Genomic DNA, 18,255 nt, shown 5'->3' with positions numbered 1-18,255 from the left:
CCCATTCCACGATGCGTCGCCGAAGTTTACGTCACATTCTGCGTGTGGAGGTGGCGCGAAGCGGGCAGTGCACCGATGACTCACCCCTTGGGAGCGAGGATCATGTCCTTCACTTTCCACCCGCTGTCGGTCCAGGTGAAGGTGGCGGTGAGGCGTCCGTTGAGTGCTTGTAGCTGGTGGGGCGCCTTTTTGGGGTTGTCGATGAGCTGCGCGGTGTTCTGGGTGAAATCGACGGTGACGCTGGCTTGGGTGGGCGGGTCGCCTTCGACCGTGCCCTCGGTCTTGGTGATGTTGAATTCCCCGCCGACTTGGTAGCCACCGATGGAGTGCAGGTATTGGGTGTTAGAGATGAAGGTTGAGCACACTTTGCATTCGGGTGCGACCAGGTTCTGCCAGAGCTTTACGTCGCCGGTTGCCATCATGTAGGCGTAGGAGCCGAGCAGGTTCCGCACGGCGGCTTCCGCCCCGGCAAGGGTCCGCTGATCCTGCCCTGGAACGGTGGGCGGTGCTGCTGTGGGGGAGGGCTTGGGCTGGGATGCCGGATCAACCTCAGGTCGAGGGTCGGTCGGGGTTGCGCTGACCGCAGGGTCGGGAATCTCTGAACGGAACAGTTGTCCGATGCCGAGTGCTCCGACCGGGACGATCAGTGCGAGCGCCAGGAGGCCGACGATGATTCTCTGGGTTCGACGGGTCACCGGTCTACCGTACCCGGTGGGGAGGTCTGCCCATGGTCAAAGGGGGATGTGGTCCGTACTGTCGTGGGTGTCGAGGTTATGCAGTCCTTCGGAACCGGGAATGCATTTCTTGGCGTAGGTAGCGGCTTGTGGAGGGAACGGTCGCTGCCGCCGGCGCAACCAGGAGCTGGGGGCTCGTGTAGCGGAGGCGCCGGAAGGGAATGATCTGGAGGTCCAACGGGGGAGGCCTTCACCATCCCGCCTGGTGGGCGGGATAGGCGGAGGGCTGGGTTTGCTCTGTGGCAGGGCAAACCCAGCCCTTCGCGCACTCCCAAGTGCACCTCGATCGCACTCCCCGTGTACTTCTGACGTCGCGCCGGCTTGCGCCCTGCGCCCTGCACGCCCCCAAAGCCGCGTTCGACGAGCTACCTCAGCTTGCGTTGGTCGTCACCGTGGTCGTCACCGCCGCGCGCATCGAAGACGAACTGAAGCACACGCCGAGCGGAGCTTTGTATTTCGCCGAGGGTGATGCCATGGGGGGAACGGTAGGAGCTGAGCAGCGAACGATCTGCCTGTTTACGGGTTGGCCCTGAGGAACCAGGCATCAGAACGTCGACGCCCGCTCGCACCCGGTACGCGTTATTGGTCAGGCCCGGGAAATGTGGGTCCTGCGCGGGCCGCATCCACCAATCGGTGATCACGAGCCCCTGGTAGCCCCACTGTTTGCGCAGGATAGTGGTGACCAGCTCGTAGTGATAGTGCCCCCATACTCCGTTGATCTTGTTGTAGGAGGTCATGATGGTTTTCGGTTGGGCCTGGCGCACACAGATTTCAAATCCTCGCAGGTAGATCTCCCGCAGGGCGCGTTCTGAGACCCGGGAGTCATTGTGGGTGCGGCGAAACTCCTGGTTGTTCGCGGCGAAGTGCTTCGGGCAGGCGGCAAGTCCGTTGCTTTGCACTCCGGTGACGATAGCGCTCGCCATCTTGCCACTGACCAGGGGATCTTCTGAGAAGTACTCAAAGTTGCGTCCGCATAATGGGTCGCGGTGAATATTCATTCCGGGTGACAGCAACAGCTGGGAGCCCTTGGCGCGCATTTCGTGTCCGTGGGCATTGGCCAGGTCTTGGACGAGGGTGGTATCCCAGGTGGATGCGAGTGCGGTCCCGCAGGGAAGCAGCGAAGCATAGGCAGCCAGGCGAAGCCCGGAGGGTCCGTCCGTTGCGGTGATCGGGTCAACGCCCCGGGCGCGCAATGCGGGGCTCACCCCGCCGAGCACTCCCGCGTTGCCGGGTGTTCCCAACGGTGAGTTCATGATGTTGTCGCCCCTGGTGAGAGCTTCCAATTCGTCGGGGCTTAATTGCGCTAGGAAGGCATCGAGGCTTGCCCGCCCGCCACGCACATCATCGGCTGTGAGGTGGCGGTTTCCGGTGAGGGGGATATCAGCTGGTAGATCGTTCAGAATGCGCTGGGTGAGGTCAACAGTTCGCACGGGGACGGGTGCGTAAATCGGAATCGGGTCCGCGGTGTCCGTGGCTCCGGGGCGGGCGGTGAGGCGGGCAAAGCGGTGTTCGGGGGCGACGGCTGCGGCTTCTTCGACCTGTTCGGTCACGATCAGCTCCGGTATGGAGATGGATCCGATGCAGGTAGCGCTGCGCACGTCGGAGCCGAGGAAGAACTCGTATGAGCCCGCTTCAAGTACCCAGGCGTTGCGATGTCCGGTGCCACCGGCGTCGTCGTAGGAGGCTAGATTGCGCAATGGCACCGTGAGTTGAAGTGATTGCGATGCCCCGGGCGCGAGGGTGTCGGTTTTTGCGAAGCTGACGAGTTGTCGCGTCGGTTTGCCGAGGACTCCTTGTGGGGCGCGCACATACAGTTGGGCAACGTCGCGGCCGCTGAACGTATCCCCGGTATTGGTCACCGTCGCTCGAACGGTGACCACGTCATCTGGTGATGGGGTGGCTTGGGCAGGGGAGAGCAGGTTGACGGTGGTGGGTGGTTCAGTTCGCGGTTCGCTGAGTTCGCCCGTGATCGTGAAGGATGTGTAGGACAGGCCGAAACCAAAGGGGAACATCACCCGGTCGCGGGCGAAGGTCTCGAAATAGCGGTAGCCGACGAAAATGTCCTCGGCGTAGTTGTTGGCGTCTTTTCCGCCAAAGTTTGTGGACGACGGGTAATCGCGGTAGCTGCACGCGATGGTGTCGGGGAGTTTTCCACTGGGGGTGACGCGGCCGGTGAGCACGTCGGCGAGTGCGCGGCCTGATTCCATTCCGCCCTGCCAGGCGTAGACCACGGTGCCGATGCGGGTGCCGTAGTCGGTGAGGAACGATAGATCGATGATGTTGCCGCAGTTCAGGACCAGAATGGTTCGTTCAAATGCGTTGGTGACCTGGTCGAGGAGCTGGCGCTCATCGTCGGTGAGGTAGAAGCTGCCTGGTTCTAGGACGTTGTCGCGGTCTTCGCCGGCGGCTCGGCCGATGATGACGATGGCGGCCTCGCTGCGTTGGGCGGCAGCGTGAATCTCGTCGGAGGACAGGGGCATTTCGGGGTAGTGGCGAGGCCAGTGTCCCCAGGTGCCGTGATCCGGCGGATTGTGAGCGCACCAGGTTGAGTACATTCCAGCGAGGTGCTTATCGATGATGGGTCGGCTGGCCGGGCTATCGGTTATGACCGTATTCGCATTGATGTCGCCATGGTTACCGCGATCTGTTGGGGGGTCTGCTGCGGCAGGCGGGTTGGCTGCTGGTTCGGGCTGAAGGTCTGCGGTCTGCTGGTCTGCTTGTAACGCGGTGAGAAGGTCGGTCGTGTAGGCCGCGTGCACGTCTCCGCCGGAGCCGTATCCGACCGTGAAGTAGTCGATCTGGCAGCGACCGAACAGCGCGATACGGCGTCCGGCGATGGGCAGAGTCTCGTCGTGCCGCAACAGGACGATCCCGTCGGCGGCGGCGCGTCTGCATAGGGCGGCGAGGTGTGGGTCGATCTTTCGGTCTCCCTGGACCGGCAGCGATGTGTCTTGGGCAAGCAGTCCCCCGAGGTGGGGGAGAACGGTGCTGAGTTTCTCGAGCGTCTTGCGCATCCCAGACCCCTTCGTGGTCGATATCACGCTGTGAATAGCGTAGGACAAGTCAGTGGGACGTACGACACCCCTGGCGAGGGGAAAATAACTTGTGAGTGAGTGCTCACTCATTTATGGTGTGGGGATGCCAGAAACATATTCGCGCAAACGCGCGCGCCCAGTCGCGCCCGAAGAACGCCGCCGGCAGATCGTCGAAGCCGCGGTTGAGCTCATGCGCACTCATGGCCGCGACATCACCAGCAGGCAGATCGCGCAGGCAGCACAGGTTGCCGAAGGCACACTGTTTTCCGTCTTTGCCAGCAAAGAAGAAATCCTCGACTGCGCAATCCGCTCAGTTCTCTACGACGAATCTCGACTGGAAAAAATCCGACAGTTCGACCGGACGCTCCCGCTGCGCGAGCGGCTCTACGAGTTGGCGGAACTGAACGCCGCCACGATTCTCGCGCATTACGATTTCTTACAAGCGTGTGGAATTGTTCCCAGCCTCAGCACCAGAGATGACGATGTGAAAAACGCATACATGAAGTGTTACATCGAAGCGTTCACCGAGCTCGTCGGTGAGGATCGCGACCAACTGGATATCACCCTGCCGCAATTCCAGCGGCTGTTCGACACCTGCGTGTACGCCAGCGTGCACCCGTTGGTGACCGGCGGGGATGTCACACCGGCCAGGGTCGTCGTTGATCGGTTATTAGACGGTGTTCTAGCTACTTCCTGACCTATGCGGTGGCGATCGGCCCCTGCCGCACGATCCAAGTCATACTCGAACGGAGCGAATGTGACCCTTATCCGCCTTATCTGGCGCTTCATGCGCCCTTACTGGCCCTGGTTGCTGGTGGTGCTGATCTTCCAGATCGGTGCCGCCATGACCGCTCTCTACCTCCCAACGCTCAACGCCAGCATCATCGATGACGGTGTCGCTAAGGGAGACATCGACGAAATCTGGCGGCTCGGTGGCTGGATGCTGCTCGTGGCCTTCGGCAACATCATCGCCATTGTGGTCTCCAACTACGCCTCGGCACGATCCTCGATGAGCCTGGGCAAAGACCTGCGATCCAAGCTGTTCCAGAGGGTTTTGGCCTTCTCATCCAAGGAAGTCAAAGACTTCGGCGAGGCCAGCCTGATCACCCGCAACACCAATGACGTGCAGCAAGTCCAAATGCTCTCGTTCTTCGCGATGAACTTCCTGGTTCAGGCGCCGATCACCGGGATCGGCGGCGTGATTATGGCTCTCCAGCAAGAAGCCGATCTCGCCTGGCTCATCGCGGTCATGGTTCCGATCATGCTGGGTGTGATCGGGGTGCTGATCTTCTTCGCGGCCCCGCTGTTCGCGAAGATCCAAAAGAAGATCGACCGGATCAACCAGATTCTGCGCGAGCAGATCACCGGCATCCGCGTGCTGCGCGCCTTCACCCGCGAACAGTGGGAGCGGGACCGCTACGAGGTCGCCAACGCCGACATCACAGACCTCAACCGCAAGGTCGGTCTGCTCATGATCATCATGAACCCGTTCATCATGTTTACGCTCAACGCCTCCAGCGTGTTCGTGATCTGGTTTGCGGCACCCATGATCGACGCAGGCACCATGCAGGTCGGATCCATTACGGCCTTCATGTCCTACCTGATCCAGATCCTGATCGCCGTCATGATGGCCACCTTTATGACCATGATGATTCCGCGCGCTATGGTCTCGGCTGATCGCATTGACCAGGTTCTCTCCACCGAGTCCTCGGTCGTTTTGCCCACCGACGCGGTGCATGACGTCAGCGTGCGCGGCTCGTTAGAACTGCGCGATGTCGCCTTCACCTTCCCAGGGGCCGAACGGCCCGTCTTGAGCGACATTAATTTCTCCGCCAAGGCTGGGCAGACGGTCGCCATTATCGGGGGCACCGGCGCCGGTAAAACCACCTTGCTGAACCTCATCCCGCGTCTGCTGGATGCCACCGACGGTCAGATCCTGGTTGACGGCGTCAATGTGAAAGATCTATCCCCGGAGGTGCTGTGGAACCGGATCGGATTCGTTCCGCAAAAGCCCTACCTCTTTTCGGGAACCGTCGCCTCGAACCTGCGGTTTGGTAATCCCGACGCCACCGACGAGGAACTGTGGCGCGCCCTAGAGATCGCACAGGGCAAAGACTTCGTGTCCGCTATGCCGCAGCAGCTTGAGTCGCCGATCGCCCAGGGAGGCACCAATGTGTCCGGTGGCCAGCGTCAACGCTTGTGCATCGCCCGAGCTCTGGTTGCTCGCCCGGAAATCTATCTGTTCGACGACTCATTCTCGGCACTGGACCTCACCACCGACGCAAAACTCCGCTCCGCCTTACAGCCGGTGACGCGGGACGCCCTGGTGGTGATCGTCGCCCAGAGGGTCACCACCATCACCCGGGCCGATCTGATCTTGGTGCTCGACCACGGACGCATCGTCGGCGCGGGAACTCACGCTGAGCTGATCGCATCCAACGACACATATCGCGAAATCGTGCGCTCCCAGGGCGCTGAGGAGGACGTGGCATGAGCTGGCTTCGCAATAAAACATCTCGCGGTAAATCAGCCGCTGACGCCTCGCCGTCCGAGACTGCTCAGGCATCGCCTGCCACGGGCACGGCTTCCGAGGGCGAACCCGCGCATCTCGCCGGTGACGAAGTAGAGGCTGCGGCGGAACTGGCCGCTGAAAAGAACGCCGAACGTGGGATTAGGCCCGGGCAAAAGTCCAAGAACTTCTGGCCGTCGATGAAGCGTTTGCTCGCCCAGATGCGGCCCGACCGCGGTCCCCTGATCGCGGCCGTGGTGCTGGCAGTGGTGGGCATGGTGCTGTCGGTGATTGGTCCGAAAGTGCTTGGCCACGCCACCGACATTGTGTTTAACGGGGTCATTTCCCGCCAGCTCGGTGAGGAAGTTCCGCCGGGTACGACCCAAGCTCAGGTGGAGGCTCACCTGCGCGCCGACGGTAATACGCAGCTCGCCGACATGATCTCCGGGATGAACCTGAACATCGGGCACGGCATCGACTTTGGTGCTTTGCATGTGGTGTTGCTGACCGTGCTGGGTCTGTATTTGGTGTCGGCCTTGTTTAACTGGTTGCAGGGTTTGATGCTCAACCGGGTCGTGTTTCGCATGGTGTATCGAATGCGCCGCGATATTGAAGAGAAAATTCATCGGTTGCCACTGTCGTATTTCGACCGGATGAAACGCGGTGAAGTGCTGTCGCGGGTCACCAACGATATCGACAATATTCAAAACACGCTGATTAACACGATTAGCTCGTTGATGATGTCGTCCGTGGCCGTGGTGGGCACGATCGCGATGATGTTCTGGGTGTCCTGGCAGCTGACCCTGATCGCCCTGTGCGTGATCCCGCTGGCTGGAATCATCACCGCCGTGGTGGGTAAACGGGCTCAGAAGCTCTATCAGGAGCAGTGGGACGCGACCGGCAACGTGAACTCTGAGGTGGAAGAGGCTTTCTCGGGCCACGAACTGGTTAAGGTGTTTGGGCGCCAGCAGGAGGTCACTGCTCAGTTTGAAAACCGCAACCGGGAAATGTATAAAGCCTCCTTCGGAGCGCAGTTCGTCTCGTCGCTGATCATGCCGATGATGACCTTCATTGGAAACCTGTCCTATGTGGTGATCGCGGTGGTGGGCGGTCTGCGGATTATTAACGGGCAGATGACGCTCGGTGATGTGCAGGCGTTTATCCAGTACTCTCGCCAGTTCACCCAGCCGCTCAGCCAGCTCGCGTCTATGGCAAACATGTTGCAGTCCGGGGTCGCGTCCGCGGAACGCGTGTTCGAGCTGCTCGATGCTGAGGAACAGGAACCGGAGGCGTCGCGTGCGACCTCTCACGAGGCGGCGGAGCGGATCGGTGAGGGTCGCGTTGAGTTCTCGCATGTGCGCTTCTCGTATGACCCGTCGCGTCCGTTGATCCGGGATTTGTCCTTGGTTGCTGACCCCGGTCACACCGTGGCTATTGTCGGTCCGACCGGTGCGGGCAAGACCACTCTGGTCAATTTGGTGATGCGGTTCTATGAGATTGATGGCGGTCGGATCGCCATTGATGGAGTGGATATCCGTGACCTCAGCCGCGAACAGGTGCGGGCGCGCACAGGCATGGTTCTTCAGGACACCTGGTTGTTTAACGGCACGATCATGGAGAATTTGCGCTACGGGCGGCTGGATGCGACCGATGAGGAAGTCATTGAGGCGGCGAAAGCCACTCACGTTGATGATTTCGTGCGTCAGCTTCCCGATGGGTATCAGACGGAGATCGACAGCGAAGGCTCGAATATTTCCGCGGGTGAAAAGCAGCTTTTGACGATTGCCCGCGCTTTCCTCGCCCAACCGAATCTGCTGATTCTCGATGAGGCCACCTCGAGCGTGGATACCCGAACCGAAGTGTTGGTTCAAAACGCGATGAACACCTTGCGCTCGGGTCGCACTTCCTTTGTGATCGCACATCGACTGTCCACCATCCGTGACGCGGATTTGATTCTGGTCATGGAGCATGGCGACATCGTGGAGCAGGGCACCCATGAGGAACTGTTGGCTCATCGGGGACCGTACTACCGCCTGTACATGTCCCAGTTTGAAGGGGCTACCTCCGAGGTGGAGGGGGCTGATTCGCCCGTGCCGGCCGGTGTTCCCGCTGGACGTTCCTATCCGGCCTGAGCCTCTCGCGGCGCGCCAGGACGTTAGGGCGTCGAGGCATTAAGGCGTCCGTGCGTCAGGACGGGGGTTCGGCGGGTGTTGTGTTCTATCCGCCGGCCCGGGGAATAGTTGTGAGGGTGCTGATCTGTTGATAACGGATTGGCACCCTCATGATCGTGAATCGCGGCTCTTCTGGCGATCTTTCTTTTCTTTGATGACTAGAATCAAGTTCCAAAAGAGTGACACAATAAAAGCGGTCACTAGAGTTTTAATAAAATCCGTACCCGAAAACCCTTTAAACAGAAAGCTCATCACGAGCAAAATGATATAAAGTGCGGCGAAACCTATAAAAAAGTTTGTAGCCTTTCTTAGCAATGGTGAGCTCCTTTGCCTCGGGGGTTGCTGCGGGTTAGTGTGGGTTAATTCTGAAAATGCCCGCCTCTACGGCCAAAGAGGCGCTGTTCTAGTTGCTCTTCTCTGCGGAACGGTCGGCGAGTGCGTCGTAGATCGGCTTATTGCGCACCAGTGTTGCGAACAGCATAGATATGCAGCATGCGATCAGCATGGGGGTGAGCGTCGGGGTTGCGCCGGTCATCTCGATCACGAGGATCATGCCGGTGACCGGTGCGCGCACGCTGGCTGCAAAGAATGCGGCCATGCCGACCAGAGCCATGGTCGTCGGCCCAGGGGCGCTGCCAGGGATCAACACCGTGGCGGCGCCACCCACGGCCGCCCCGAGTGCTGAACCGAGCACCAGCATCGGTGCGAATAAGCCGCCGGGTGTGCCCGCGGAATACGCTAAAACACCCAGAACAAAGCGCAGAGCGAAAAGCCCAACGAGCGCGATGACGGTGAATTGACCTCCGAGCAGGATGCGCTCGGTGAGCGGATCCCCGCCGCCAACCAGGCTGGGGGCGAACCAGGCGATGGCCGCAACCAGGGCGCCGATGCTTGCGGCGCGCAGTTCCACCGGAATGGTGAGCCTGTCCGCCACGGCTTGGCCGCGCAGGATTGCCTTGTTGTACATGACGCCGAGGATTCCCGAGATCAGGCCCAGTATGAGCACGATCGGAATGAAGGCGAGGGAGAAGTCGGGGATGGGCGGAACCTCAAAAACCGGGTCTGATCCGAGGAGCAGATGGATGATCGTGATCGAGGAACTGGAGGTCGCCAACACGGCGATCATGATCCGGGTGTCGAATCGTTTGACAAGTTCTTCGAGGACGAAAATGCCGCCCGCTAGCGGGGCGTTAAACGCTGCGGCCAGACCCGCGCCCGCAGCTGCGGCCATCAGAATGCGGCTGTCGATGGCGCTGCGGCGAATCAGGGTCGTGACCAGGTGAGAGACGCCCGCGCCCATCTGGACTAGGGGGCCTTCGCGCCCGAGTGGCAGACCTGCGCCGATGGCGAGGACACCGCCGACGAACTTGACCGGAACCAGCCATAGGCTGGCGGGCTCTTTGCGGCCTTCCACAATGGCTTCAACGTGGGGGATGCCGCTGCCTTCCGCATGGGGTTCAACGATGCGTACCAGGGCGGCGGCGACCGCGCACATGAGCGCGGCCACGGCGACGATCAGCAGGAAACCGAGAAATGAATAGCCGTGGGCCCATTCGATGACGGCGGTGCGCAGAGAACCCCCGTGCTCAAGAACCCATCGGAAGGCAGCTGCGACAAGCCCGGCACCGACGCCAATCACGATGCCGGCAACACCGATGACCACCAGCTGTCCGGTGGTGCCGTAGGGCTCTTCAGGTGTCGCGTTCGCTGACATTCCCGATGCACCTTTCCCGACGCAGATCCAGCGGCATTTAGTCTCACTTCTCACGTGTTTTCGCTAGTACTTTACGTGACTGGAGTCCGTGGCGGTTTGAGTTTCCGCCCGATAACTCTTTGCTATCGATGTTATTGGTCACGCCGGACATCGCGGGTGGCGCCGGTGCTGCCGGGTAGTGTCGATCCCTGTCGCCGGCACAGAGGGATCGCCGGGGTGATCGGCGGCTATCGGATCGGCTCTGTGGACGTCACTCCCGGTATCCAGAATCTGGTCTCGCAATTTGTAGATATGCACTCGGATGCATAAACTCAAGCCTTCCGTCATGTCTAGCCCACCTCCATCCCGAGGAGAACCATGGAGAAACGCCCGCCAGGCCCTGGCCCTAGCGTCGGCGCAACCCCCTCCCGCAGGACTCTGCTTCGCCTCGCAGCAGCGGGTGTGATCGCGCCCGCAGCCCTCGCCGGATGCACCTACGCCTCCGAACGACTCGACCGCGAATCCGGCGCAATCCCGAAGGTGGACTTCACCTCCATCCGTGAGCAGCCACGCATCGCGGCGCTCGTGCCCGATGAGATCCGCCGTCGAGGCGTCCTCGTCAACGCGGCCTCGCTGAACTACGCCCCCGCAGAATTCGTCGGCTCCGAAGGGGAGGCAGTCGGCTACGACATCGACATCCTCAAAGCTATCGGGCTAACCCTCGGACTTAGCACTCGCACTGAAAACGCAGTCTTTGCACAGATCATCCCCGGAATCGGTAGCAAATACGACGTTGGTATTTCCAGCTTCACCATCAACACCGAACGGCTCGACGCCGTCAACATGATCTCCTACTTTCAAGCGGGTATGTCCTACGGCGTGATGGCCGGTAATCCCTATGCGATCGACCCGAAGAACCTCTGCGGTAAAAGAGTGGCCGTCCAGGTCGGCACCTATATGGAAGATGAAGCCAATGCCCTGGATCAGGTGTGCCGAGCCTCGGGCCGCTCAGGCGTCGACGTCTTGGCCTACACCTCCAACGCAGACGCCGCCACCAACACCGCGGGCGGTAAAGCCGACATCTTCCTCGCCGATTCACCCGTGATTGCCTACGCCGTCAAGCAGTCCCGCAGCCATCTTGAACAGATCGGCGGCATCGAAGACTCAGCCCTGAACGGCATCGTCGTCGCCAAGCACGATACGCGCCTGGCGACGGCGATGCAGCAGGCTGTTCAATACCTCATCAACTCTGGCCACATGCGCGAAATCCTTGCCGCATGGGGCAACGAGAGTGGAATGATCCCGACGTCGGAAGTGAACCCGAAGCCGTGAAGCACGCATCGTATAGTCATCGCGACCCCATCCCCGACCGGATACAGGTCCGCAATTATCCGCGCCCGGGAACCTGGATCTCAGCCGCGATCATCGCCCTCGTCGCCGTGGTATTCATCCGCTTCCTGGTGACGAATCCCGTCTTTGAATGGCACACCGTCGCCACGTACATGTTTGATGTCAAAGTGGTGCAGGGTGTCGGCTGGACGCTGCTGCTGACCGCGCTGTCAATGATTCTCGGCACCATTTTGGCCGTGGTGGCAGCGATTATGAGGCGCTCGGAGAACCCGGTGCTGCGCGGCGTGGCCTGGTCATACATATTCGTCTTCCGCGGCACCCCCGTCTACACCCAGCTGGTGTTCTGGGGGCTGTTTACCGTGATCCTTCCAAAGATCGTGGTGGGGATCCCCTTTGGCCCCCAACTCTTTGAATTCTCCACCCGCGATCTGCTCAGCGCATTCTGGGCGGCTGTGATCGGGCTGGGCCTCAACGAAGGGGCCTACCTCTCCGAAATCGTACGGTCGGGACTGAACTCCGTGGATCGCGGGCAGAGCGAAGCTGCCAAAGCCCTGGGCATGTCCGAGCGCACGATTTTGCGGCGCATCATCATTCCCCAGGCAATGCGAGTTATTGTTCCACCGCTGGGCAACGAAACTATCGGCATGCTCAAGACGACCAGCTTGGTGCTCGCGGTGCCGTTCACCCTCGACCTCACCTTTGCCACCAACGGCATCGCGAACAAGCTCTTTACACCGGTGCCGCTTCTGATCGTGGCCGCCCTGTGGTACCTGGTGGTGACCGGAATCCTCATGATCGGTCAGCATTACCTTGAGCAGTATTACGGACGCGGTTTTGACGACCGGCAAGCAACTCAGGGCCCGGGATCACGGATGCGATCCCGGCAGGCCGCAGTGAACCGTGCAGGTACCACCCCGAAGGATCCGTTGCCGGAGGTTGAACTGTGATGACATCCCCCAAACCGACCCCCACCAGCGCTCCCCAGCCCCCTGCCATTGAGATCCGCGACCTGTACAAGGAATTCGGACAGGTCAGTGTGCTCAAGGGGTGCGACCTCACCGTTGAGAACGGCGAGGTGTGCGTCCTGATTGGCCCGTCTGGATCAGGTAAGTCCACCCTCTTGCGCTGCATTAACCAGCTGGAAGAACCGACGGCTGGTCGGATCCGAATCGAAGGTGTGACCCAAGGGTTTGAAGATAAGGTGCGCCCGGATGGTCGCTGGCAGCGTCTATCGCCTCGCCAGATTGCCCAGCAGCGCTCCCGCATCGGGATGGTGTTCCAACGCTTTCACCTGTTTCCGCATCTAACGGCGCTTCACAATGTGATGGAAGCTCCGATTCAGGTGCATGGTCTTGGTACAAAACAGGCTGAGGCCAAGGCCCGCGAGTTATTAGACCGCGTGGGATTAGCTGACCGCGCCGAGTACTTTCCCTCGGAGCTGTCAGGCGGCCAGCAGCAGCGGGTAGCTATTGCCCGGGCCCTGGCCATGGAACCGGACCTGATGCTATTTGACGAGCCCACCAGTGCCTTGGACCCGGAACTAGTTGCCGAAGTGCTCGCGGTGCTCAAAGACCTCGCCGCTTCGGGCATGACAATGGTTGTGGTCACGCATGAGATCGGATTTGCCCGCGAGGTTGCCGACCAGGTCGTGTTCATGGATGAAGGCCGCATCCTCGAACAGGGGCCACCTGCCGACGTCATTGATGTGCCGCGGTCACCGCGTCTGAGGGATTTTCTCGCCTCCGTCTTATAAGACAGCGTCGGCGACGCTTTACACAGCGCCGCCGACGTGGTTCGCGAGGGAATAGGCCCGGCGGCGAAACACCTACTTGGTGAGGTAGCCCCTCAGACACGGCTTCAAGCCGCGGGCCCCGACTTAGTATGCGAGCCTCGACTTAGGCCGCGGGCCTCGAGTTAGCCTGCGGGTCTCGACTTAGGCCGCGGTACCGTGCACGGCGTAGGTATCGATGATTCGCAGTTCTTCGGCGGTGAACGAAGTGTTGCTGAGCGAACGCACGTTCTCGCTAAGTTGCGCGGCACTAGATGCGCCAACGATCGCGGTGGTGACCTCACGGTGCCGCAGCACCCAGGCCAACGCCATCTGCGCGAGACTCTGGCCGCGTTCGGCTGCTACTTCCTGCAAGGAGTGGGCTCGATGCAGGTATGCGCGGTCTTTCACCTGCCGGGCGGTGAGGAATCCGTTGCTGGCTGCTCGCGAACCTTCCGGCACCCCACCCAGGTATCGGCTGGTCAGCAGACCTTGCTGAAGCGGTGAAAACACAGCCGCGCCGACGCCGAGATCATTGAGTGTGCTCAGCAGTCCGTGTTCAATGGTCCGGTTGAACATGGAGTATGACGGCTGACAGATCAGCAACGGAACCCCCATGTCGTGCAGGATCTGAGCGGCTTGGCGGGTTTTCTCCGGCGAGTAATTCGAGAGTCCGACGTAGAGCGCTTTGCCCTGCTGAACCGCGGTGGCCAGTGCCCCGAGGCTTTCTTCCAGCGGGGTCTGGGGGTCCATCCGGTGGTGGTAGAAAATATCGACGTAGTCCACGCCGAGCCGACGCAGGGACTGATCCAGCGATGCCAGGAGATATTTGCGGGAACCGTAGTCTCCATACGGCCCGCTCCACATGCGGTATCCGGCTTTGGTGGAGATGACTAACTCGTCGCGGTAGGGGTGCAGGTCATCTCGCAGGATGCGTCCGAAGATTTCTTCGGCTGCTCCGGGCGGCGGACCGTAATTGTTGGCGATGTCAATTGAGGTCACGCCGAGATCAAACGCTTTGCGCACGATGGAGCGCTGTACGTCGTAGTGACGATCGTGCCCGAAGTTATGCCAGAGGCCGAGGGAGACCGGGGAGAGGAAGAGCCCTGAGCGACCGCACCGGCGGTAGTCGGTGTTGGTGTAGCGGTCGATAGCGGGCTTGTACGTGGCGTCGGTCATGACGGGAAGGCTAAACCTATTCTCTGGATGTTTTCTAGAGAAGGACGGCGGGGATGCTGGGCGTTATCTCGGTGGAGCCGGTGTGTCGAGCACCCGCACAGTGCCGCAGCCGCCCCACTGAGCCTCCCAACCGGTCACATCAGGCAGCCGCACGGGACCACCGCTGCTATGACGGCAAGGTTCCTACCCGTCGCAGAGCATCAGCCAGACCGTGCCCGTCAGGCGCTGCCACATGGGGAACATCGCGAGGAGCAAGGGGAAGACGACCCTGCTCTAACGGGGTGAACGAGAAGTGCGCAAGCACCTGCTCCCGGGCGGTGAGCCGGCGAATCGCAACCCCTTCCACATGGCGCGGGTAGGCGCGAGCGAAATCACCGTAGATCTGCGGATCATGTTGCCCGTCGTCACCAATCAGCAGCCACCGCATCTCCGGGAACCGCTCGGCCAAGCGCCGCAACGTCTGCTTTTTATGCTCGGCGCCGCTGCGGAAAAACCCGGTGTTCGTCGGGCCCCAATCCGTCAGCAGAATCGGTCCCGCCGGGTAACCATTTTTGTACAGGAACCGACGCAGCACCGGATACACGTTCCAGGCACCGGTCGACAGGTACACAAACGGTGTCGCCGGATGGGCTTCGGCAATTTTCTGATAGAGCATCGGCATCCCGGGAACCACCTGCCGGGACGTCTGATGCAGGATAAAGGCATTCCAGAACGCGATCAGGGGTCGCGGAAGCATCGTCACCATCACGGTGTCATCGATATCGCTGACGACTCCCAGACGTTCCTCCGGGTCAAAGACGGTCACCTCGGTGGTCACCGAATCGCCTATCTCCGTGGTGATGTCCACCTGTGCCGTGCCCGGCTCCAGTGACACCTCCAGCATGACATCCACAATCCCCGACCGGTCGGCATGGACTTTGAACACTCGACCGCCCGCGGTAATCGTCACCGGAGCAAAGGGGGCGATCTGCGACGTGAAGTTACGAAAACCTCGGACCGCCATCGTGCGCATATCGTGCACCGGCTGATTATGGTAGTCAGGGTCGGTGGTAGGAGAGGCATACAAAAGCTTCGCCATCACCCTGATGCGGCGAGTGGAACCGTAGCCGTGGAATGGCTGGATACGCACCTCCCAACCCATCCTGTTCAGGAGCCTCGCCACGGACCGATTCCATTTATCTTCAAACCGGGCTGACCAATGAGGTCGTCCTGTGCTCGCAGGGGCAGACCTGCTGCGCGCCGCCAGACGCCTCAGTGAGGCGGCGACAATGAGGGACGGCGGAAGTAAAGGCATGAGGATACGTATCGCGGACGCATAGCGTCAGGCGATGCGCTTTGCCATCTTGATCCAGGCAGCGGACGGGTCATCATCGTCGATCTGCCAGCGGTCGCCGGTGTCGGTAAAGCCCAGTGAGTTGTATGTGGCCCGGGCAGGTTCGTTAGACGGGCCGACGTACAGCGTGACGGTATCGGCACCGTCATCCGCTGCCCACGCCAGAACGGCCGCCGCCAGTGTCTGAGCAACTCCGCTCTTGCGATGTTCCCGGGTTACCCACATAGCCTGAAGCTCACGCTCGTTTTCAGGGGCGTCTTCTTCGTGGCGGGATGCAACCACCCCAATGGGAGTGTCATCTTCCATGGCGAGAAACCACATTGCGTCGTGAACTCGCTGCTTCCAGACGCTGTCGTCGTATGTGCTTTCCTTCTCCCAGGTTTGGCCGAAGGCCGACGGGTCGGAACTGAGCGAACGCAACCTAATCTCACGCACCAGGTGCCAGTGTTCGTCGCGTGCCGCGATGATCTCAGCCATGCCGATCCCTCCTGTAGCGTGTGGTCCTGGCCTCGATTGTACGTACCGCAATGAACTGGGGCGACCGCCGAAGGTGTTATCGCCGTGTCCAAAGGCATACCCGAGCCCTTCTAGTTGGCTGATCCCGGACGAAGCTGACACACTGGGCCAGGTGAAGGTTTATCGTGTGCTCACGGTGTGCACTGGCAATGTGTGCCGTTCGCCGATGGGGGCTACCCTGCTGCGCTCCGCGCTCGCCGAAGCGGGTCTGGGAGATCGGGTCGAGGTTGACTCCTGCGGTACGAGCTGGGAATCCGAGGGTGCGCCAATTGATGAGCGCACTGCCCTGGCCCTGACTCGCGCCGGATACGAGGTGCCCGAGCATATTGCGCGCGCCGTACAGGTTTCTGAACTGGCTCAATGGGATCTTGTTCTGGCTATGACTGCCTCGCATGCCGAGACTATGCGTCGTAAAGCAGAACAGACGTGCACGGACGGTGACGGGCCGAGAATTCTTCTATGGCGAGCTTTTGACCCGACGGCTCCGGCTAACGCGCGCGAAGATGCGCTCGGAGTAGCTGACCCCTGGTACGAAGGCCAGAGGGCGTTTGATCGTACGGTGAGGCAGCTTTCGAGGGCATTGCCGTCGCTGGTTTTGTTCGTTCGCAACCGGATCGCCGAGCTCGACCGCACCATCCAAATTGAAACCGCACCACCCAAATTGAAACTGGGCAGCGCCTAAAGCGGGAAGCTCCTAAATCGGGCGCTACCTAAATCGGGCATCGCCTACAGCGGATGGCGTCTAAAGGGTGGCACCTATCAGCCTGGCAGCGCTGCCCGTCGCTCTGGCGGCAGCTAGACCTGGGGGGCAGATGGTGTTTGCGGAGCCTGCACGTCGGTATGCGGGACCTCGTCAGAATGCATCCGGGCTTCATCGCGTGCGGTGGCGATTCGATTGCGCCAGGTGGCGCCCACCATGACCGCAGCAGCGATAAACGCCAGGCCGAGTGCGGTCACCAGGATTTTGCGGATGGTGTTGAAGGCGCCCGTGTTGTCGCTGGAGAACACCTGCAGCAGACGATCAAGCGGCCGCTCATGGCCTGGGGGTGGAGGCTTCGGCGGATTTGCGGGGCCGCCGGGAACAGCTGCCCCGTCAATGGCACGAGACGTGGACGAATGCCGGTGCGTTTCAGACGGGGACTGGGCTGGAGTGGCTTCCGGTGCCCCAGGCACGACGTCCTCGGTCGCGCCACGCGTGGGCTGCTGAGGGCGTGAGCTCGGCTGCGGGGTGGAGGATGGCGTGGGGGCTGGGGCTGGCTGCGTCGGCCCCGTTGTGGGGTCCGGGTGATGATGGGTTGGGCTCGGAGTGGGAGCCTCCGTAGGCCGCGAGGTGGGAGTCGGCGTGGGAGTGATATCGGGGCTACGCGTCGGAGGTGCGGTAGGAGTCCGCGAAGGTTCCGGTTTCTCCGAAGGTGTTGGTGCGTCAGTCGGGGTTGAGTCCGTGGTGGCGCCAATTGCGATTCCTGGCGGAAAGATATCGATAGAGGGCGGGGCCATACTGACCCGAGGTTCCTTTGGTCCATGCGCTCTATCGTGCGGGGAGGCGATGTTGGGACCGGTGGAGTCGACCAGCTGCGGCCCAGGCTGAGAGATATGTTCAGGCTGAGAAATATGTGGCGCGAAAGAGGGAGCCGACAGTGGCGCGGTGGCAGACGCGGTCGGGACGCCGTCTGGATGCTCAGGGACTGTGATTGGGTTTGCGTAAGCCAGTCCAACGGCAAGGGGGGGAGTGCACAAGAGAGTGGCGCTCGCGACCGCGAGAAGAACGGGACGGCAGGTGCCGGGTATGCGCAACCAGATCGGTCGTGACGATTCAGGTGTGCACAGGGTGGGCTTCGGTGCACTGTCACGCTGAGCAGTCATGCGTGGCCTCCTCCCTCACTTTCCATCGTCGCGGCGCATCTCGCGCATCGTATCCATGCCGTCAAGCTTTAGCGCTATCAGTGACAGCTCATCCGCCTACGGCT

Annotated in this window: 14 protein-coding genes; 7 read left to right on the top strand and 7 right to left on the bottom strand. The window is 61.0% G+C overall.

Going from position 1 to position 18,255, the window contains the following annotated elements; genetic code table 11:
* Positions 1 to 80: 80 nt before the first annotated feature.
* Positions 81 to 695, bottom strand: a complete 615-nt coding sequence (locus tag BN1724_RS07945) for a DUF6318 family protein (protein ID WP_058234923.1) — start codon at positions 693 to 695, stop codon at positions 81 to 83.
* A gap of 404 nt (positions 696 to 1,099) precedes the next feature.
* A complete protein-coding gene (locus BN1724_RS07940) occupies positions 1,100 to 3,748 on the bottom strand; it encodes a glycoside hydrolase family 3 N-terminal domain-containing protein (RefSeq protein WP_058234922.1) in 2,649 nt (882 codons plus the stop codon).
* Between the two features lie 124 nt (positions 3,749 to 3,872).
* Here BN1724_RS07940 and BN1724_RS07935 point away from each other — a divergent pair, with 124 nt between their 5' ends.
* From BN1724_RS07935 to BN1724_RS07925, 3 genes are all read left to right on the top strand, one after another.
* Positions 3,873 to 4,466: a TetR/AcrR family transcriptional regulator gene (locus BN1724_RS07935; protein WP_058234921.1), complete on the top strand. Its 594-nt coding sequence runs from the start codon at positions 3,873 to 3,875 to the stop codon at positions 4,464 to 4,466.
* A gap of 90 nt (positions 4,467 to 4,556) precedes the next feature.
* Positions 4,557 to 6,263, top strand: coding sequence for an ABC transporter ATP-binding protein (locus BN1724_RS07930; RefSeq protein WP_058235879.1), 1,707 nt, complete (start codon positions 4,557 to 4,559; stop codon positions 6,261 to 6,263).
* On the top strand, positions 6,260 to 8,410 hold the full coding sequence (locus tag BN1724_RS07925; RefSeq protein WP_084252879.1) for an ABC transporter ATP-binding protein: 2,151 nt from the start codon (positions 6,260 to 6,262) through the stop codon (positions 8,408 to 8,410). Before BN1724_RS07930 ends, BN1724_RS07925 begins: the two co-directional genes overlap by 4 nt.
* A 442-nt stretch (positions 8,411 to 8,852) precedes the next feature.
* On the opposite strand, the gene BN1724_RS07915 is transcribed toward BN1724_RS07925, so the two are convergent.
* Positions 8,853 to 10,163, bottom strand: coding sequence for a ClC family H(+)/Cl(-) exchange transporter (locus tag BN1724_RS07915; protein WP_058234919.1), 1,311 nt, complete (start codon positions 10,161 to 10,163; stop codon positions 8,853 to 8,855).
* A 357-nt stretch (positions 10,164 to 10,520) separates the two neighbouring features.
* On the opposite strand from BN1724_RS07915, the gene BN1724_RS07910 reads away from it, so the two are divergent.
* From BN1724_RS07910 to BN1724_RS07900, 3 genes are read left to right on the top strand one after another with little or no spacing between them, the layout of a single operon-like run.
* The gene (locus tag BN1724_RS07910; RefSeq protein WP_058234918.1) at positions 10,521 to 11,474 is read left to right on the top strand and encodes an ABC transporter substrate-binding protein; all 954 of its coding nucleotides are present in this window, start codon (positions 10,521 to 10,523) and stop codon (positions 11,472 to 11,474) included.
* Positions 11,420 to 12,439, top strand: a complete 1,020-nt coding sequence (locus tag BN1724_RS07905; RefSeq protein ID WP_084252878.1) for an amino acid ABC transporter permease — start codon at positions 11,420 to 11,422, stop codon at positions 12,437 to 12,439. Before BN1724_RS07910 ends, BN1724_RS07905 begins: the two co-directional genes overlap by 55 nt.
* Entirely contained in the window at positions 12,439 to 13,245 is an 807-nt protein-coding gene (locus BN1724_RS07900) for an amino acid ABC transporter ATP-binding protein (protein WP_058234916.1), read from the top strand. Before BN1724_RS07905 ends, BN1724_RS07900 begins: the two co-directional genes overlap by 1 nt.
* Before the next feature lie 180 nt (positions 13,246 to 13,425).
* Here BN1724_RS07900 and BN1724_RS07895 read toward each other — a convergent pair whose 3' ends face one another.
* The 3 genes from BN1724_RS07895 to BN1724_RS07885 all read right to left on the bottom strand — a co-directional run bounded on the left by BN1724_RS07895 (position 13,426) and on the right by BN1724_RS07885 (position 16,249).
* Entirely contained in the window at positions 13,426 to 14,439 is a 1,014-nt protein-coding gene (locus tag BN1724_RS07895) for an aldo/keto reductase (protein ID WP_058234915.1), read from the bottom strand.
* A gap of 166 nt (positions 14,440 to 14,605) precedes the next feature.
* Positions 14,606 to 15,601 (bottom strand): App1 family protein, encoded by a 996-nt coding sequence (locus BN1724_RS07890; protein ID WP_231928201.1) that lies wholly within the window; start codon positions 15,599 to 15,601, stop codon positions 14,606 to 14,608.
* A gap of 159 nt (positions 15,602 to 15,760) precedes the next feature.
* A complete protein-coding gene (locus BN1724_RS07885) occupies positions 15,761 to 16,249 on the bottom strand; it encodes a GNAT family N-acetyltransferase (protein WP_058234913.1) in 489 nt (162 codons plus the stop codon).
* 151 nt (positions 16,250 to 16,400) lie between these two features.
* On the opposite strand from BN1724_RS07885, the gene BN1724_RS07880 reads away from it, so the two are divergent.
* Positions 16,401 to 16,970, top strand: coding sequence for a low molecular weight protein-tyrosine-phosphatase (locus tag BN1724_RS07880; RefSeq protein ID WP_058235877.1), 570 nt, complete (start codon positions 16,401 to 16,403; stop codon positions 16,968 to 16,970).
* A gap of 113 nt (positions 16,971 to 17,083) precedes the next feature.
* Here the strand turns inward: BN1724_RS07880 and BN1724_RS12940 are convergent, their stop codons facing one another.
* Positions 17,084 to 18,151, bottom strand: a complete 1,068-nt coding sequence (locus BN1724_RS12940) for a hypothetical protein (RefSeq protein ID WP_157085821.1) — start codon at positions 18,149 to 18,151, stop codon at positions 17,084 to 17,086.
* Positions 18,152 to 18,255: the final 104 nt, after the last annotated feature.

Origin of the sequence: Devriesea agamarum (assembly GCF_900070355.1) — a bacterium.
GTDB classification, from domain to species: Bacteria; Actinomycetota; Actinomycetes; order Actinomycetales; family Dermabacteraceae; genus Devriesea; species Devriesea agamarum.
This window is presented reverse-complemented; position numbering and strand designations above follow the sequence as displayed.

What these genes read in the sequence shown, in the direction of transcription:
- BN1724_RS07940 (WP_058234922.1), bottom strand. Translation starts at nt 3,748, where the DNA reads ATGCGCAAGACGCTCGAGAAACTCAGCACCGTTCTCCCCCACCTCGGG.
- BN1724_RS07935 (WP_058234921.1), top strand. Translation starts at nt 3,873, where the DNA reads ATGCCAGAAACATATTCGCGCAAACGCGCGCGCCCAGTCGCGCCCGAA.
- BN1724_RS07930 (WP_058235879.1), top strand. Translation starts at nt 4,557, where the DNA reads ATGCGCCCTTACTGGCCCTGGTTGCTGGTGGTGCTGATCTTCCAGATC.
- BN1724_RS07925 (WP_084252879.1), top strand. Translation starts at nt 6,260, where the DNA reads ATGAGCTGGCTTCGCAATAAAACATCTCGCGGTAAATCAGCCGCTGAC.
- BN1724_RS07915 (WP_058234919.1), bottom strand. Translation starts at nt 10,163, where the DNA reads ATGTCAGCGAACGCGACACCTGAAGAGCCCTACGGCACCACCGGACAG.
- BN1724_RS07910 (WP_058234918.1), top strand. Translation starts at nt 10,521, where the DNA reads ATGGAGAAACGCCCGCCAGGCCCTGGCCCTAGCGTCGGCGCAACCCCC.
- BN1724_RS07905 (WP_084252878.1), top strand. Translation starts at nt 11,420, where the DNA reads ATGGGGCAACGAGAGTGGAATGATCCCGACGTCGGAAGTGAACCCGAA.
- BN1724_RS07900 (WP_058234916.1), top strand. Translation starts at nt 12,439, where the DNA reads ATGACATCCCCCAAACCGACCCCCACCAGCGCTCCCCAGCCCCCTGCC.
- BN1724_RS07895 (WP_058234915.1), bottom strand. Translation starts at nt 14,439, where the DNA reads ATGACCGACGCCACGTACAAGCCCGCTATCGACCGCTACACCAACACC.
- BN1724_RS07885 (WP_058234913.1), bottom strand. Translation starts at nt 16,249, where the DNA reads ATGGCTGAGATCATCGCGGCACGCGACGAACACTGGCACCTGGTGCGT.
- BN1724_RS12940 (WP_157085821.1), bottom strand. Translation starts at nt 18,151, where the DNA reads ATGACTGCTCAGCGTGACAGTGCACCGAAGCCCACCCTGTGCACACCT.